At 68.3% G+C, this 17,177-nt stretch carries 10 protein-coding genes; 5 read left to right on the top strand and 5 right to left on the bottom strand.

Annotated elements, in window-relative coordinates:
• Positions 1-54: 54 nt before the first annotated feature.
• Entirely contained in the window at positions 55-2,175 is a 2,121-nt protein-coding gene (locus tag O7621_RS04645) for a UvrD-helicase domain-containing protein (protein WP_282232890.1), read from the bottom strand.
• A 135-nt stretch (positions 2,176-2,310) separates the two neighbouring features.
• Between O7621_RS04645 and drmD the strand changes: the two genes are divergently transcribed.
• Positions 2,311-5,544 carry a DISARM system SNF2-like helicase DrmD gene (drmD, locus tag O7621_RS04640; protein WP_282234453.1) on the top strand — a complete coding sequence of 1,078 codons (3,234 nt, stop codon included), beginning with the start codon at positions 2,311-2,313 and terminating at the stop codon, positions 5,542-5,544.
• Positions 5,544-9,677, top strand: coding sequence for a DNA methyltransferase (locus O7621_RS04635; protein WP_282232889.1), 4,134 nt, complete (start codon positions 5,544-5,546; stop codon positions 9,675-9,677). The genes drmD and O7621_RS04635 overlap by 1 nt, the downstream gene beginning before the upstream one ends.
• A gap of 17 nt (positions 9,678-9,694) precedes the next feature.
• On the opposite strand, the gene O7621_RS04630 is transcribed toward O7621_RS04635, so the two are convergent.
• Positions 9,695-10,123: an Imm1 family immunity protein gene (locus O7621_RS04630; protein WP_282232888.1), complete on the bottom strand. Its 429-nt coding sequence runs from the start codon at positions 10,121-10,123 to the stop codon at positions 9,695-9,697.
• A gap of 908 nt (positions 10,124-11,031) precedes the next feature.
• On the opposite strand from O7621_RS04630, the gene O7621_RS04625 reads away from it, so the two are divergent.
• Positions 11,032-11,643 carry a DUF6879 family protein gene (locus tag O7621_RS04625; RefSeq protein WP_282232887.1) on the top strand — a complete coding sequence of 204 codons (612 nt, stop codon included), beginning with the start codon at positions 11,032-11,034 and terminating at the stop codon, positions 11,641-11,643.
• Between the two features lie 3 nt (positions 11,644-11,646).
• On the top strand, positions 11,647-14,043 hold the full coding sequence (locus O7621_RS04620) for a tetratricopeptide repeat protein (protein WP_282232886.1): 2,397 nt from the start codon (positions 11,647-11,649) through the stop codon (positions 14,041-14,043).
• Between the two features lie 106 nt (positions 14,044-14,149).
• On the opposite strand, the gene O7621_RS04615 is transcribed toward O7621_RS04620, so the two are convergent.
• The 3 genes from O7621_RS04615 to O7621_RS04605 all read right to left on the bottom strand — a co-directional run bounded on the left by O7621_RS04615 (position 14,150) and on the right by O7621_RS04605 (position 16,707).
• Positions 14,150-14,983, bottom strand: a complete 834-nt coding sequence (locus O7621_RS04615) for a hypothetical protein (protein ID WP_282232885.1) — start codon at positions 14,981-14,983, stop codon at positions 14,150-14,152.
• Positions 14,984-15,607: 624 nt separating this feature from the next.
• On the bottom strand, positions 15,608-15,814 hold the full coding sequence (locus tag O7621_RS04610) for a DUF397 domain-containing protein (protein ID WP_282232884.1): 207 nt from the start codon (positions 15,812-15,814) through the stop codon (positions 15,608-15,610).
• Positions 15,811-16,707, bottom strand: coding sequence for a helix-turn-helix transcriptional regulator (locus tag O7621_RS04605; protein WP_282232883.1), 897 nt, complete (start codon positions 16,705-16,707; stop codon positions 15,811-15,813). Before O7621_RS04605 ends, O7621_RS04610 begins: the two co-directional genes overlap by 4 nt.
• A 138-nt stretch (positions 16,708-16,845) precedes the next feature.
• Here O7621_RS04605 and O7621_RS04600 point away from each other — a divergent pair, with 138 nt between their 5' ends.
• A complete protein-coding gene (locus O7621_RS04600; RefSeq protein ID WP_282232882.1) occupies positions 16,846-17,175 on the top strand; it encodes a hypothetical protein in 330 nt (109 codons plus the stop codon).
• Positions 17,176-17,177: the final 2 nt, after the last annotated feature.

The following is a 17,177-nucleotide window of genomic DNA, read 5'->3' as shown; positions in this document are numbered from 1 at the left end:
CCCCACCGTGAGTCCGTTGAGCAGGGCTGTGTGGCGGAGGGTTCAAGGGGTTGGTCAGTGGGCGGGCCGGGCGTCGAGGAACGGGCTGGGCGCACCGGCGTAGGAGACGTAGAGCGAGTCCCGGGCGCGGGTGCAGGCGACGAAGAGCAGGCAGCGTTCCCGTTGCAGGTCGTGCCGGTGCGCGGTGGGGTCGTCGTCGGCTGCGGTGATCGTCGATCGGGCCGGCATGGTGTCGGCGTCGACGCCGATCGCCGCGACGCAGCGGAACTCGAGCCCTTTCATCGCGTGCATGGTGCCGACCCGTACCGCGTTGGTCTTGCTGGCGGTGGGGGTGCTGACCGGGATGCCGGCGGTGCCGAGCCGGTCGCGGGCGGCGCGGGCCAGGTGGCCGTTGCGTGCGGCGACGGCGATCGCGTGCGGTTCGACTCCGTCGTCGATCCAGCGGCGTACCTGGTCGACGAGCTGGTCGTGCTCGGCGTCGCGGTCGGGGTGCCCGGCGATCCGTGGCCGCCGGCCGTGCATCGGCGAGCGGTAGCCGGTCAGGTTGTCCGGCTGGTCGTCGAGTCCGGTCGGGTCGACCCCGGTGAGCAGCCGCACCGACCAGGCGAGGATCTCCTGGGTGGTGCGGTAGTTGATGGTCAGTTTCCGGCTGCGCCCCCGGATCCCGACGCCGAGGCTGCCCAGCGACACGTGGTTGTCGTAGATGCGCTGGTGCGGGTCGGCGACGATGAACAGGTCGTCGGGGCCGGCGGCGACGGCGGCCCGCAGCAGTCGCCACTGCGCCGGGTGCAGGTCCTGGCCTTCGTCGACGATGACGTGCCGGTACGGGCGGTCCGGCCGTTCGGCGAGGATCTTCGCCGCCTGGTCGGCCAGCTGCAGGTGGGTGTGCTGGTCCTGTTGCCGCAGCGCGTCGGTGACCTGCCGGATCGCTTCCCAGACGGCGAGCCGCTGGTCGGCGCGCAGCGGTGCGCCCCGGCCGTGCCGGCGGGCGGCGAGGTAGCCGGCCGGCTCGGTGATGCCCTGGGCCAGGATCACCTGTTCCCATTCGCGTTGCAGGAAGGTGGCGCTGTGCTGCCCGCCGGTGGCGTCGGCGGCCTGTTCCCACAGCGGTCGGGTGACGGTCCTGGCGTCGGCGATGACCGGTTGGCGGCCGAGGGTTTCGGTGACGATCCGGTAGGCGAGCCGGTCGACGTTCAGCACGTCGATCCGGTCCCGTATCGGCGCATCGTCGGTGAGCAGGCCGAGTTGCCGGTCGAGGGCGTCGGCGAGGTTGCGGGTGAAGGTGGTCAGCAGCAGCCGGTCCGGGCCGCCGGTGATCCGGGTGGCGAGGAACACCGCCCGGTGCAGGGCGGTCACCGTCTTGCCGGTGCCGGCACCGCCGGTGACCAGCGCTGGTCCGGCGTACGACGGGCGGTGGGCGATCTCCCGTTGGGTCGGGTGCAGGAAGACCCGCCAGGCGTCGAACGGGTGGGCGAGGATGCTGGCCAGCTCGGCGGGGCCGGAGACCAGGTGGAAGCGGTCCGGGGTGCGGGCGGCGGCGGCGGCCAGGTCGTCCGGGTCGACCGGCTCGGCGGGTGCGCTGGTCGGCAGGTGTGCGCTGACCTCGTCCCAGACCTGCTCCGGGGTGTATCCGGCGGCGAGGCCGGTGAGTGCGTCGTACTGGGCGGCGGGTAGCAGGTTCGCCAGGGCTTCCAGGTGCGCTTCGGTGGTGAGCAGCCGGACCAGGGGGAGGATGTCGGCGTCGACGCCGAGTCGGATCAGGTCGGCGTCGTTGACCCGGCTGAACAGCATGCTCGGATTGGCCCTGGCGGCCTGCTGCAGGGCTGGCTCGATGCTGTCGAGGGCCTGCTGGTTGCGGACCTCGAGGACGCCGAGGGCCTGGTTGACGGTGAACCGCCGGCTGGTGGCGTACTCGATGGCGTCGTCATGGGGCAGGACGGTGAGCAGCAGGAACTCGTCGCCGCTGGTCGGGGCGAGCACGACGCCCCGGTAGAACTGGGTGATCCGGATGGTGCGGATGCGGGAGTCCTTGGCGTTGGCGAGTTTCTCCAGGTGGATGCCGGCGTGGGTGTGTGCCGCGAACTTGTCGATCACGGCGGAAACCGATTTCTGGACGGGTTTCTGCAGCTTGGCATAGTCGGCCAGGAAGTCCTTGGCGATTCCGAGCTTGGCCACTGTCGTAACCCCTGTCGACTGTGTGGACGAATTGCACTAGCCTGCACGCCTGCGTTCGCGGAGAGCCCATGCTACGCAACAGTTCCGAGCGCGGAGAACGACGAAAGGTGCAGAGTGGAGGCACGTACGTATGGAATGGGCCGTTCGGACATCTCGCACCAAACTATCGACGATGGTCAGCGTGGTGGATCTGCTGTCCCAACCCTGACGGACCAGTCGGCGGCGCCCGCCGAAGGCCAACTGGTGACGGTGCGAAACCGCAGGTGGGTGGCGGCACAGGTGGTCCGCGGCGAGGTCGCCAGCGCCGACCCGCAGGTGTTCACCGGGCAGGCGCCGCACCTGGTGCAGCTGATCAGCGTCGAGGACGACGCCCGCGACGAGGAGTTGCGGGTGGTCTGGGAGTTGGAGCCCGGTCGGGCGGTGCACGACTCCACCGTCCTGCCCGGTCCGGGTGACGGGTTCGACGACCCGGCCCAACTGGACGCATTCCTCGACGCGGTCCGTTGGGGCGCGATTGCCTCCGCCGACCGTACGGCGTTGCAGGCCCCGTTCCGGTCCGGCGTGGAAATCGAGGACTACCAGCTTGACCCGGTGGTGCGGGCGTTGGCGATGCCACGGACCAACTTATTGATCGCCGATGATGTCGGTCTGGGTAAGACAATCGAATCCGGCCTGGTCATGCAGGAGTTGATGTTGCGGCACCGGGCCCGGACGATGGTGATCGTCTGCCCGGCCGGACTGACCCGGCAGTGGCGCGACGAAATGCGCGACAAGTTCGGCCTCGAATTCCGCATCGTCGACAGCGCACTGCTGCGTGACCTGCGACGCAGCCGAGGCCTGTACGCGAACCCGTGGACCCACTACCCCCGGTTGATCGTCAGCATCGACTGGCTCAAACGCGACCGCCCGCTGCGGCTGCTCCGCGAGGTGCTGCCGACCGCCCCCCGCTACCCGCGCGCCATCGACCTGCTCGTGGTCGACGAGATCCACACCTGCGCGCCGGCCGGCCGGGGCCGCTACGCCACCGACTCCCAGCGGACCAGGGCGATCCGGATCCTCGCCCCGCACTGCGAGCACCGGCTGTTCCTGTCGGCGACCCCGCACAACGGCTACCTGGAGTCGTTCACCGCGCTGCTGGAGCTGCTCGACGACCAGCGCTTCGCCCGAGGCGTGAAACCGACCGACGAGCAGCTGGCCCGGGTGATGGTCCGCCGGCTCAAGAGCGACCTGCCGCCGAGGTGGGACGGCAGCCCACGGTTCCCGGCGCGCCGCCTCGACTACCTTGAGGTCGACTACCCGGCCGCCGAACGGCACGCCCACGAGCTGCTGTCCCGCTACGCCGCCAGCCGCCGCGCCGCCGCCGCTGACCGGGCCGGGCAGCTCGCCGCCGACTTCGTCACCACGCTGCTCAAACGCCGGCTCTTCTCGTCACCGAAGGCGTTCGCCGAAACCGTCGACACCCACCTGGCCACGATGTCCGCCCGCACCCCGGGCGGGTCCGGCAACCCCACACCCGTCCGGGACAAGGCCGACAAGGTGCTGCGGCCGGCGATCGACCGGCTCGACGAGACCGCCGAGGACGACGAGGCGTACGGCGAGGTCGAAACCGACGCCCTGACCGCCGTACGCCGCTGGGCGCCGCCGCTGTCCACCGAGGAGAAGGCGCTGCTCACCGAGCTGCGGACCTGGGCCCGGTCGGCGCAGCACCAGCCGGACGCCAAGGTCACCGCGCTGCGGGCCTGGCTGGACCCGATCGTGCGGCCGGGCGGCGACTGGTCCGACGAACGGGTCATCATCTTCACCGAGTACCGCGACACCCAACGCTGGCTGCACGAACGGCTGGTCACCGCCGGCTACCCGGCGGAACGGATCGCGTTGCTGTTCGGCGGCCAGGACCCGCAGGACCGCGAACACGTCAAGAACGTGTTCACCGAGGACCCGGCCCTGGACCCGGTACGGGTGCTGCTGGCCACCGACGCCGCCAGCGAAGGCATCAACCTGCAGCGCCACTGCCACCGGCTGCTGCACTGGGAGATCCCGTGGAACCCCAACCGGCTGGAGCAGCGCAACGGCCGCATCGACCGGCACGGTCAACGGGCCGCCGAGGTGCAGGTGCTGCACTTCGTCCCGGCCGGCTGGCAGCACGCCGACTACACCGACGGGTCCCTTGAGGACGAGCTGGCGTTCCTGCGGCTGGCTGTGGAGAAGGTCGAGGCGATCCGCACCGACCTGGGCAGCGCCGGTGAGGTCATCGCCACCCAGGTCGAGCAGAAAATGACCGGCAAGCGTACGGACTGGCGGGCCACCGACGCCGAGATCGGCCGGCGGGCCAGCCGTGCCCGGCTACGGTACGAGCGTGACCTGGCCCGTGAACTGCAGCGGCTCACCGAGAAGCTGCATGCCAGCCGTACCCAGCTGAACCTGACCCCGGCCACGGTGGAGCGGGTGGTCCGCACGGCGCTGCGGCTGGCGCACCGCCGCGACCTGATCGCGGCCCCGACCCCGGCGGACGCCACCGGCACCTGGTTCCGGCTGCCGGAGCTGCCGGGCGCGTGGGCGACGGCCCGCACCGACGGGCTGCTGCATCCGGTCACCGGCCGGGAAAGGCCGGTCACCTTCGACCCGGACGCCGCGAAGGGCCGCACCGACGTGGTGCTGCTGCACCTCGGGCACCGGCTGGTCGGCATGTGCCTGCGGCTGCTGCGCGCCGAACTGTGGTCGCGGACCGGCACCGGGAAGCGGCTGCACCGGGTCACCGCCCGGATCGTCCCCGGCGACCTGCTGCGCAGCCCGGCGCTGATCGCCCACGGCCGGGTGGTGATCACCGGCACGGAAGGCACCCGACTGCACGAGGAGATCATCACCGCGGGCGGGCCGATCGTCGCCGGCAAACTGACCCGCGCCCGCCAGGAGGAGCTGGACGCGCTACTCGCCGCCGCCACCGACGAGACACCGGCGGAGCCGATGCTGGGCCAGCTCGTCGAGCTGTGGCCGACGCTGTCCGAGCCGCTCAGCCGGGCCCTCGCCGTCCGCGCCGACCAGCGCAAACGCAGCCTGTACAGCCTGCTGGAGCAGCGCTGCGCCGAGGAGGTCACCGCGATCGGGGCGGTGCTCGACGAGCTGGCGGCCAACATCCGGGCCCGCCTCGACGACACGCCGTCCTGGGAACAGCCGTCGCTGTTCGAGCTGGAACGCGAACAACTGCACGCCGACCGGGACGCCCTGCGGAACCGGCTGCGCGACATCCCGGCGCAGCGGCAGCGGGAGACCGACGCGCTGCGCCGCCGCTACGCCGACCCGACCGCCCGCTGGTTCCCCGCCGCCGTCACCTGCCTGGTGCCCGCCTGGATCGCCCGAGGTGCCCGCTGATGCCGTCCACCCGAAGCACCGCCACCGCAGTCACTGCCGGCCGTCGCCCGTACCGGCCGGCTCCGCAACGTGCCGACGAGCAGCACGCCGAATGGCTCGGCCTGCTCGGCACGGACGGGCCGTTCCTGACCGTGCCGGTGCTGACCGTCGCCCTGCCCGACGGCCTGGACACCGTGCCCGACGAGGTCCGCCAGCGGATCCGCCAAGGCTGGGGTGAGATCCTCGACGCCCCGCCGGACCTGCTCGCCCCGGCCTGGGTGGAGCTGATCCTGACCGAGCTGCTGCGCTACCCGGCCAGCGCCCGTGGCGACGGCACCGCGCTGCCGTCGGAGATCCTCGCCGGCGCCGACCGGCGTCGCCGTCGACCCGACTGGATCATGTACGGGCCGGAGCCCGGCGGCGGCCGGGCCGCCCGGCTGCACGTCTACCACCTGCCGGCTGACACCCCGCTGACCAGGCCCGACGGCGACCGGCCGGCACCCACCGAGCAGGCCGCACAGCTGTGCCGCGACACCCGCACCCCGGTGGCGCTGCTCACCAACGGCCAGCACTGGGCGCTGGTGCACGCCCGCCCCGGCACCGCCACCGGAGTCGCCGTCTTCGACGCCGACCTGTGGTTGGAGGAGCCGCTGCTGCTGCGGGCGTTCGCCACCCTGCTGGCGGCGACCCGGGTGCTGCCGCCGGCCGCCAACCCGGACGGCACCGCGTCGACCAGCCTCGCCGGGTTGTTCGTCCGCAGCGCCGACGCCCTCACCCAGGTCACCACCACCCTCGGTGACCAGGTCCGCCGGGCGGTGGAGCTGTTCGTCGGCGAGCTGGCCCGGCTGGACCGCGAATCCGGCGGGGAACTGCTGCGCGACGTCGCCGACCGGGAGATCTACCGGGGCGCGCTGACGGTGCTGATGCGGCTGGTCTTCCTGCTGTACGCCGAGGAGCAGCGGCTGCTGCCGCTCGGTGACCCGCTCTACCAGGAGGCGTACGCGGCGACCACGCTGCACGCCCAGCTGAGCCTGGCGCGGGACCTGCACAGCGAGGAGGTGACCGACCGGCGGGCGGCGGCCTGGCCCCGGCTGCTGGCCCTGTTCGCGGCGGTGCACGGCGGCTGCACCCACCCGGACCTGATGATCCCGGCGCACGGCGGGTCGCTGTTCGACCCGGCCCGGTTCGGCTGGCTGCACCGGGCGGCGGTCACCGACCGGGTGATCCTGGAGATCCTGGACGCACTGCTGGTGCTGCGCCACCGGGGCAAGGCCGCCGAGCAGCTCAGCTACTCCAGCCTCGGGGTGGAGCAGATCGGCCACGTCTACGAAGGACTGCTCGACTTCTCCTGCCTGCGGGTGGATCAGCCGCACGTCGGGCTGGTCGGCAAACTGGAGCCGGAGCTGCCGCTGACCGAGCTGGTCGAGCGGGCCGCGCTCGGTGAGCCGGAGTTCCGCGACTGGCTGGTGAAACGCTGCGGGCTGACCGCCGGCCAGGTAGGCAGGGCGCTGGCCCGCACACCCCGGCCGGACGAGGTGGCGGCGCTGCACGCCGCCTGCGACAACAACGCCGACCTGGCCGAGCGGGCCCGCCCGTACTGGGGGCTGCTCCGCACCGACCTGCGCGGCCTGCCGACGGTCTTCCCGGCCGGGTCGGTGCTGTTCACCCAGGTCGGCGACCGGCGCGCCACCGGCACCCACTACACGCCGAAGGAGCTGGCCGAGGAGGTCGTCCGGCACACCCTGGCGCCGCTGTGCTTCGCGCCCGGCCCGGCGCAGGGCGTCGCCGAGGAAGGCGTGTGGCGGGCGAAGAGCGCGGAGGAGCTGCTGCGCCTGAAGGTGCTGGACCCGGCGATGGGTTCCGGCGCGTTCCTGGTGGCCGCCTGCCGCTACCTGGCCGAGGTGGTGGTGCGGGCCTGGCAGCGCGACAAGCTGCCGGCCGAGCTGGCCGACCTGCCGGCCGACGGGCGCACCGAGGAGGATCTGCGGCTGGTTGCCCGCCGGATGGTCGCCGCCCGCTGCCTGTACGGGGTGGACCGCGACGACATGGCCGTCGAGTTGGCGAAGCTGTCGCTGTGGCTGGTCACCCTGGCCAAGGGGCGACCGTTCGGCTTCCTCGACCATGCGCTGCGCTGTGGTGACTCGCTGGTCGGCATCACCTCGCTGGACCAGCTGACCGCCTTCCACCTGGACCCGGAGCAGGGCCGTTCGCTGCACGCCCGGCTCTACGGCTCGGTCACCGACCGGCTGCACGAACTGGTCGCCGAGATGACCGAGCTGCGGGAGCAGATCGAGGCGACCGTGGTGCAGGACACCCGCGACGCCGCCGACAAGGCGGCGAAGCTGGGCCTGATCGAGCAGATGGGGGACGGGCTGCGGCTGGCCGCCGACGCCGTCGTGGGCGCGGCGCTGTCCACCGCCGTACGGGCACAGCGCCGCCCGTGGGATCCGGCCGACGACCCCGACGACGATCCCGAGTACAGGTACGACGACCGGCTGTCGGCGATCAGCGATCAGGTGTACGCGGTGCTGCACGACCAGGCGTCGGCGGAGCAGACCCGGCAGTTGACCGACACGATCAGCGGCTGGCTGCGCGGCAGCCGAACCGCCCCGATCCGCCCCCTGCACTGGCCGTTGGAGTTCCCCGAAGTCATCAACCGCGCCGGCTTCGATGCCGTCATCGCCAACCCACCGTTCGTAGGCGGGCAGCGGCTGACCGGGTCGATCGGCGTCGACCTTCGCGAGTATCTGGTGGAGCGGGTCGGCCGGGGTCGACGTGGCAGTGCCGACCTGTGCTCGTACTTCCTGCTGCGCAAACTGGCGGTGACCGGGAAGGGCCGGGTCGGGCTGATCGCCACGAACACGATCGCCCAGGGCGACACCCGCGAGGTCGGCCTGGACCAGGCAATCGACATGGGTTGGACGATCTACCGGGCGAACAAGTCGCAGCCGTGGCCGGGCACCGCCTCGCTGGAGGTGTCGCTGCTCTGGGTGGGGCACGCCGGCAGCGGTGAGGAGCGCATCCTCGACGGCCGCAAGGTGCGGGGCATCACTCCGTCGCTCGACGCCGAGTCCCGAGTGACCGGCAACCCGCACCGCCTCGCCGCCAACGCCGGCCAGTCGTTCCAGGGCTCGAACATCCTGGGCAAAGGATTTCTGCTGGAGCCGGATCAGGCACAGGCGCTGATCGCCAAGGACCCGCGTAACAAGGATGTCCTCTTCCCTTACCTCAACGGTGAAGACCTGAACACCAGTCCGGACTGCTCGGCGACCCGCTGGGTCATCAACTTCCACGACTGGCCCATCGAACGTGCCCAGCAGTACCCAGACTGCTTCGCCATCGTCGAACGCGAAGTCAAACCATTCCGCGAAACCAACAACCGCGCTGTCTACCGTAAGTACTGGTGGCAGTACGCCGAGAAAAGACCAGCCATGCAGGCGGCCATCGAAGGATTCGACCGCGTCCTCGCCATCGCACGTGTCAGTCGGACGGGACGTCCTGCGCTGGTCACCACGGATCAAGTTCTAAACGAAAAGATCGTCGTATTTGCATCCGATCGTCCGGGTCTGCTGACCCTTTTGAGTTCGGATATTCATGTGGAGTGGGCCTGGAGATACTCGGCCACTCTTAAGTCGGACCTGCAATACACGCCTTCCGACTGCTTCGAGACGTATCCGCAGCCGGAGTTGACGGAACGGATGGATCGGGTTGGCGAGGAGCTGGACTCGTACCGGCGGTCGGTGATGTTGGGGCGGGGGTTGGGGCTGACGAAGCTCTACAACCTGGTCCACGACGAAGGGGTGACCAGCGCGGACGTTCGGCGGTTGCGGCAAATCCACGTCGAGATCGACGAGGCGGTTGCCGAGGCGTACGGCTGGTCCAAGCTGTGGCTCAACCACGGCTTCCACGAGACGCGGCAGGGCACCCGCTATACGATCGACCCAACGGTGCAGGTTGAGATCCTTGACCGCTTGCTGGAGCTCAACCACAAGCGCTACGACGAAGAAAACCGCAAGGGCCTGCACTCCGGCGCACGCCGCACACCACGCAAGTCGACCAAGTCGGTCCCGCAACCGCGAAAGCCACAGGAGCCGGAGCCGCTGCTCCCTGCCTTCGACGACGCTCTGTTCCCCCGCCCCGACGCCCTCTTCTAGCGGATCCTGATCCGCCGCTAGCCGACCTCGGGAGCCAGCGGGACGGTGGCGGAGGGTCCGCCGGTGGCAATGAACTCGGCCAGCCACTGGCGGACCTCGCTCAGCGGGATCTCAGCGCTGGCGGGGACGACGTGTTCGTTTCCCATGTAGTCGTAAACGGCATCGCCGCTGCGGCTTGTGTCTCCTATTGAGTAGAAGCCACCGCTGCGGTCAGTGTATGAGATGAATCCTCGGTCGTGGCTGATCCCGGCTTCGATTATAGGCAAGCCGGATGCCCCTAAAATGTTTGCCTGAACAACGGCGGGGACTTGCCGACCTGCTGTGACGGTCAGCACGTGCTCGATCAGCTTGTCAAGGCTGGCCAGGTTGTCCACGATGATTGCCGGATCGCCGGGACCGAAGTCGTTCTCCGGGACCTGGTCGAACCAGACTTCTAGCGCCACCATGGGCTGGCACCTCCTGTATAAGTCTTGCGGAAGTCCGGAGCGTGCACGGTGATGGAGCTGCCTTCCGGGAGGAGGATCGGTAGCATTCCATCGCAGCCGAGTCGACCTCTGCAGGGTACGTTGTTGAGGACCAAATCAAGATGGCGGATGCTGCGGTCTCGCATCTGCATGGCAACCTTCATTTCGACGTCCCCGGTGCGCTGCGGGAGTCGGGGGATGCCCTCGTCGCGCAGGCAACTGTCCACGCGCTCTTGGTCCCCATCTTTGCCGCTGATGGCCTGGTGGACAACACCCGTATCCGGGTCGATCCACCGCCCATGTGTCTTTGTCCGGTCCCTGGTTCGACCGCACCCGGGAGGTCGCTCCTTAACCGCTCGACTTGATCGGGAAGTAGACGTCCGCCGGCTGCTACGGACGAGGTGGCGTCGTAGGGGCCAGACCCATCCGAAGGGGCTGCTGTCGGCTCGCCGACGATTCTACGGGTGTAGTCCAGCAGGTCTCGACCTGCGGCTGTGGTGAGTTCGGCAGCCTCTTGCAGGCGTTGAACAGCCGCTGCGGCAGCAGCAACGGCCTGGCTGGCAGCCGGATTACTCGCCCCACGGGTCAGTTGGCTGAGTTGTCCTTGCTGCTGATGGATGGCTGTTCCGGCGGCTGCGACGGTCTTGACGACGCGGGCCAGCGCAGACCGGGTCGCGTCTAGCGATCTGGCGACATCTCCTGCCGACGTGATTCCCGGACCTCCGTTCGGAGCGGTCGAAGCCTCCAGTAAACATGAAACCGGAACACATCTGGGGCGCTGTCTGAGATCGTTCGATCCGGATACCTCGATGGTACGGTGTCGTGTGCTTGTTTGTGTTGCATAGAGGGTGACGATTAGTGGATCACAAGGGCAAGGGTGGAGATGCCTGATGCGTGAAGTCCTCGGCGGTGACCCAGGTGAAGTGCTGACGCTCGACGACTACTGGTCCGACTTCTACGAGCACTTCTGGCGGATAGAGTCGGTCGGCTTCTGGAAGCTGGAGCGGCAGCAGTTCTTCAAGGAGCCCGGCAACAAGAGCTGGGAGGCCTTCGTCGACGGTCGGTGGGATGAGTCGCTTCGGCTGATCGACGAGCAGCGCGACGACTTCGCCGACTACTACGGTCGGATCGCGCGACAAGGCTTCGTCAACCGGCGGGTGCGAGTCGTCGAGAAGCCGATCATCCCGTACCTGCAATGGGAGCTGCACCTGCTCCGGCTCCGCCACGACTACGGCGGCCTGACCAACGTCGTCGGTCCGGAGCAGGTCGCTCCGTACGAGAACGGGGGTCCGCTGCCGGAGATCTACACGCTCGGTCTCGACGTGATGTACGAGGCGGTCTACGACGACACGGGTGTGCTCGCCGCCGCTCGTCGCTTCACCGACCCGGACCTGATCGCCCGGTGCCAAGGTCTCATCGAAGGGCTGTACCAGCAAGGCGAGCCGTTGGACACGTTCTTTGATCGGGAAGTGGCCACACTGGAGCCGCCTACGGGAACATGAGACATGTTCCAGGGCGGCGCGGCGTCGGACGACCCGGATCCCCGACACGTCAACCGGACCGACCTTTCCGGCAGCGCGGACCTGGTGCAGGCCCGTGACGTGCACGGTGGCGTACATTTTCATGGCGGCGACCCGGCACCCGGTCCGCCGCCACGGCAACTACCCGGCGGGGTCGCCGGCTTCCTCAACCGCAACCGCGAGCTGCTGGCGCTCGACCGCCTGCTGACTGACGCCCACCAAACCGCACCTGCGGTGACCTTGTTCGTCGTCGCCGGCACGGCTGGGGTCGGCAAGACATCGCTCGCTGTTCGCTGGGCGCATCGGGTCAAGGCGCGCTACCCGGACGGGCAGCTCTATGTGAACCTGCGCGGATATGACCGCGGGCTGCCGGTCGATCCAGCGGAGGCCCTGGACCGCTTCCTCCGGTCGCTTGGCGTACCACCTGCTGCGATCCCGGCAGACCTGGACGAGCGGGCAGCGGTGTATCGGTCCCGCCTCGCCGACCGGCGGATCCTCGTCGTGCTGGACAACGCCGCATCGGTTGGTCAGGTTCGGCCGCTGTTGCCCGGAACGGACACCTGCTCGGTCATCGTCACCAGCCGGAGCAGACTCTCCGCACTGGTGGCCAGGGACGGTGGCCAACGCCTAACGCTCGACATCCTGCCGGAACACGACGCCATCGAGCTGCTGCGGACTGTCATGGACGGCTATCGCCAGGGGGACAGTGAGGAGGAGCTGGCCGAGCTGGCACGGCTGTGTGCGCGGCTACCGCTGGCGCTGCGGATCGCCGGCGAACGAGCGGCCAGCCGGCCCTTCATGACACTGCACGAACTGATCCAGGACCTGCACGACGAGTCAGCGCTCTGGGACACGCTCACTGCCGACGACGGTGACGAGTCCGACGCGGTCCGGACGGTGTTCGCCTGGTCGTACCGTGCGTTGACCGAGGAAGCGGCGCGACTGTTCCGGTTGCTGGGGCTGCATCCCGGCCCGGATTTCAGTGCGGCGGCGGCGGTCGCACTGTCCGGCACCCCGGCACGCCGGATCCGGCACCTGCTCGATCAACTCGTTGGCGCCCACCTACTGGAGCACGTCGGGCTGGACCGGTACCAACTGCATGATTTGCTCCGCGCGTACGCGATCGATCAGGTGCGCCAGCACGAGTCGGACGACGAACGCCAAAGGGCGCGGCTGCGCGTGCTCCGCTGGTACCTGCACAGCGCCGACGCTGCGGTGACGGCGATGCTCCCGTTCAACCAGACGGTGCCGCTGGACCCGCCCGGTGGCATCGAGGCGATGGCGTTCAGCGCATCGACGACCGCAGCCGAATGGTTCGAGACTGAGCGGCACAACCTGGTCGCGGCGACCCGCCTCGCCAGCGAGTGCGGCGCACACCAGGTCGCTTGGCATCTGGCGGCGGTGCTACGCGGCGTCTACATGCATCAGAACGCGTTCGACGAGTGGTCGACTACTGCGCGGATCGGGCTGGCGTCAGCCCGGTCGGTCGGTGACCGGCGCGGGGAAGCCGAAACCCTGGAAAGTCTCGGCAAGGCACACTTCCAGGCTCGCCAGCTCGACGAGGCGGCCGAGTGCCACCAGGCAGCCCTTGCGATCCGTCGCGAGATCGGTGATGAGTTCGGCACCGCGGTCTCGATCAACGCGCTCGGCCTGCTGGGGCTGCGGCATCGCCGGCTGACCGACTCGGTCCGCTTCTTCTCCGAAGCCCTGGAGATCGTCACCCGACTCGGCAACCGGCGCTGGCGGGCGCTCGTGCTGAGCAATCTGGGCGAGACACGGTACGAGATGCTGCGGTTGCCGGAGGCCGCCGAATTGCTCCGGGAAGCCCTCGCTGAGCTACGGGACCTCGGCGACCTTGGCCAGGAAGGTAACGCATTGTTCTTCCTCAGCATGGCCGAGCGGGAGATGGGTGACGTGGCCAACGCCGAGGCCAACATTGAGACTGCGGTCGCGATCGCCGAGGAGGCGAACAACTCGCTGTGGCTGGGCCACTGGCTGGTCGAGCTGGCCCGGGTGCGGCGGGCCATCGGTGACCCTGCCGCCGCCGTCGACATCCTGCACCGCGCTGCTGCGCTGCAACGACGGATCGGTGACCGTAGCCGGGAAGCGACCGCGCTCGACGCTGTCGGCGAGGCGTATCAGGATCTTGGCAGGTCGGCGGAGGCAGTGGACTTCCACCGCCAGGCCGCCGGAGTGCACCGCCGGCTCGGCGACTCCTGGCAAACTGCCGTCGCACTGCACAACCTGGCGACTGCCCTTGCTGCGACTGGCCGCGAAGCAGAAGCCCTGCCAGTACGGCAGGAGGCCTTCACCCTGCTCAGCCGCTTCGATGACGCCCGCACAGCCGACTTTCGCGAGCGGATCGAGCGGGCAGTGACGTGATGAATGGAGAGCGGACCTGAGTTGATGATCGAATGCGCCCCATCTGTGCTACATGCCAAGCATGAAGCAGTTGCCTGATGAATCCACCCTGGAGTACTAGCCGATATCACACGCCTTCGCGGTTCCACACCGTTGCCTGGAGGTTGAAGCCTCCCTCGACTACCTCGGTCACCCTGAAGACAACGATGCGGCCGGGCAGTGATCCGTTCCAGGTCAGCAGGCAATACCAGCTACCCACCTGGGGATTATTGATATACTGCGAATCCTGTCCCGCCGGGCTGCGCGCGGTCAACTCGTAGCACTGCTGCGGCGACGGCTCGCCCTCGTTGCCCCACTCCACCAACTTGCCGCTGTTATACGTTCGCATATCGCTGCCGTCGCGCGAGGTTTTGAGATCGCCACCGAATCCCGCGCGGCCGGGCGGTGGTAGGTAGTCGAAGTCGATGCCGCCCGGAAACCGAAGCTGGATCGGGTCGCTCCATCGCTCCTTCCATTCGTATACGATTACGGGAGGTTCACCAGTCGGGATCTGCGAGGAAGGGGCTATCGAGTCCACAGGTGCCGTGGTGGCGGGTCGATCGGCCCCTGGCTGCGAGGTGGAATGGCTGGGTGAACCCTGTCCTGTTGGAGGCGGATAGGTCGAGGTTGGTAGCGGACGGTTCGGGCTGATGATGCGGTCGATCGCTGCCCCGGTGACCCCGGCGATGACAACGAGAAGCAAGGTCAGCAACGTGGCAAAAATTGCCTGGCGGTCACGCCACACCTTGCTGAGGGACCAAGACGTTGCGGCAAGCCCGACCAATCCGAGGACGACAACGGCCCATGCACCGATGCTCGTTAGCCACTGCGCGACGCCAGCTGCCGCGCCAATTACGGTTGCAATGGCGGAAACCAGTGCAAGCCGTCCTTGCTGCCTTGCGCGCTCGTCGGTTGCCTGCACGGATCAGAACCTCCATGTCGGCTTGCATCTCACAATCGGCGCATCGGTTCGATACCGACTCGAAGTCGACCGAGTGGTCCGGTCCTGGGCGCTTTGCAGCCCAGTCCTGCGCCTGCACTCATCGTACCTGACTTGGCCATTCGGCGTGTACAACGATCATCGCCGCTGTGATGCGGATAGTTCGTTCAAACGCCCTGGTCAGAGGTTGAGTACCTGCAAGAGATCGACTTGTCGGATTGACGACTTATCGTTGTCTCTCTGGGTGATGCTGATGCGCGACTCGCGGGTGAAACGCTGTTTCAAGGGTCCGGAATTCAGACATATGAGATGTTGGTACCTGTTCTGGCAAGATTCGACGGTAGGTGTGTCTACATCAAATCTGAGGTGACTTAACCCGGGCAAAACATATCTTGTGCGCCAGGATGTACTGGCGCTGCTCAGCTAGCCCGAGGGCGCCCGCGTAGTCGGCTGTGACGAGTGGATCGAGCGGGCGGTGACGCCGTGAGCGGAGAGCCAACGTCGGCCGATGATCGGATACGCCGCATCTGCGCGACGCGCTGAGCGTGCTTTAGATGGAGCGCATCCGACCATGGAGTCCGGTGGGGCAGCCCAGCCTTGCAGAGGTCAGGGCTGGGTGGGGGTGTGCTTGAGGCCGGTGACGAAGCTGGTCCAGGTGGTGGCGTCGAAGGCGAGAGCCGGGCCGGTGCGGTCCTTGGTGTCGCGTACGTCCACCTGGCCGCCAGCGAAGCGGACCTCGACGCAGGCGGCGTTGTTGGAGCTGCGCGATGACGTGAACCAGTCCCGGTCAGGGGTGCCGACCTGCGGGGTCATCCCATCTCCTTGGCTATCTGGCGGATCAGCGAGAGTGAGTCCTGCGAGCTTAACGCGCGTTCCTCAGCCTCAGCGAAGGTCATCGTGTAGTCGGCTACGCGAGCGGACTGGTCGATGATGTCGCTGGAGGTCAGGACTTCCTGCCAGACCAGGTCAGGCAGCCGGGGCGATGGGAACGAGAGGATCTGGAACGGCCCGCCGAGCGCGGGGTGTGCTCCTGCGGTGAACGGCACGACCCTGATTCGGATCTGATCCGGATGCGAGGACACCAGCTCGGCCAGGTGGTTGAGCTGGTTGTGCATGACCGCTGGACCGCCGATCTGCTGACGGAGGACTGCCTCGCTGATGACGGTGCTCACGTTCAAGGGGTTGAGACCGGTCAACCGAGCCTGCCGTGCCATGCGCGCCTTCACTCGCCTGGTCATCTCGGTCAGCCGGACGTAGGTGTTGCCGCCGCGGATCACGGCACGGGCGTAGTCCTCGGTCTGGAGCAGCCCGTGGAGTAGCTCGTTGTCGTAGCTGCGGACGTGATCCGCGCCGGCCTCGTAGCCGAGGAAGCGGAGGAAGTCAGCGGGGAAGAGTTGAGAGTACTGGTGCCACCAGGCGCGACGGGTCGCTCCCACCCGCAGCTCTTCCAGCTCGGCTGCGTCCTCCGGGTCGATCTCGTAGATCTCAATGAGTTGAGCCAGTCGACCGGCTGGCAGTTTGACCCGGCCGGCTTCTACACCCGAGATGTACGCCTGGGCGATGCCGGTCGCCTTGCCGGAAGCAACCGCTGTCATGCCCAACTCCTCACGGCGCACGCGCAGCCTGATGCCGAGTTCCCATGCCTGCACCGTGGGCGAGACGTCTGCGCCGTCGGTTGCTTCTTGGCCCGTCGGTGACTGGATCATGTTCCTCACTCCTTACAGGACCGGATAGCAGGGTGAGCCTACTTCAGGAAGTCGCCACAGACTAGGGGGTTGATATAACAAACGACTTCCCTGATGCTAGTCACGGTCGGCAGTCCCGCCGCAAACGAGGAGGTTCCCGTGTACCGATTCGGAAAGTTGATCTACCAGCAGGAGGAAGGCGAGCGGTACGGGTTCTCGCTGTGCCGCATCGACAACGCCGGCACGCGTGACCAGACGTACGACCTGCTCGGCGTCATCCGGGTCGCCGTCGACCCACGTCAGCCGGAGAAGCTGGGGGAGAACCTGCGTGGCTGGGCGGTCGCGACCCTCGCGGCCGGCGGCCACGGGTTCGGCTGCTACCACGCCGCCTTCAGCACCCTCGACGAGGACGACCAGCCCGAGAGCGACCTTGGCAACCTCGACATCAACTGGTCCGGCTCGGAAGTCCTCGTGCCCGCCGCCGAGTAGCC

The sequence above is a fragment of the Solwaraspora sp. WMMD937 genome (assembly GCF_029581175.1).
Lineage (GTDB): Bacteria > Actinomycetota > Actinomycetes > Mycobacteriales > Micromonosporaceae > Micromonospora_E.
The sequence above is the reverse complement of the archived record's forward strand: the minus strand, read 5'-3'. Positions and strand labels throughout refer to the sequence as shown.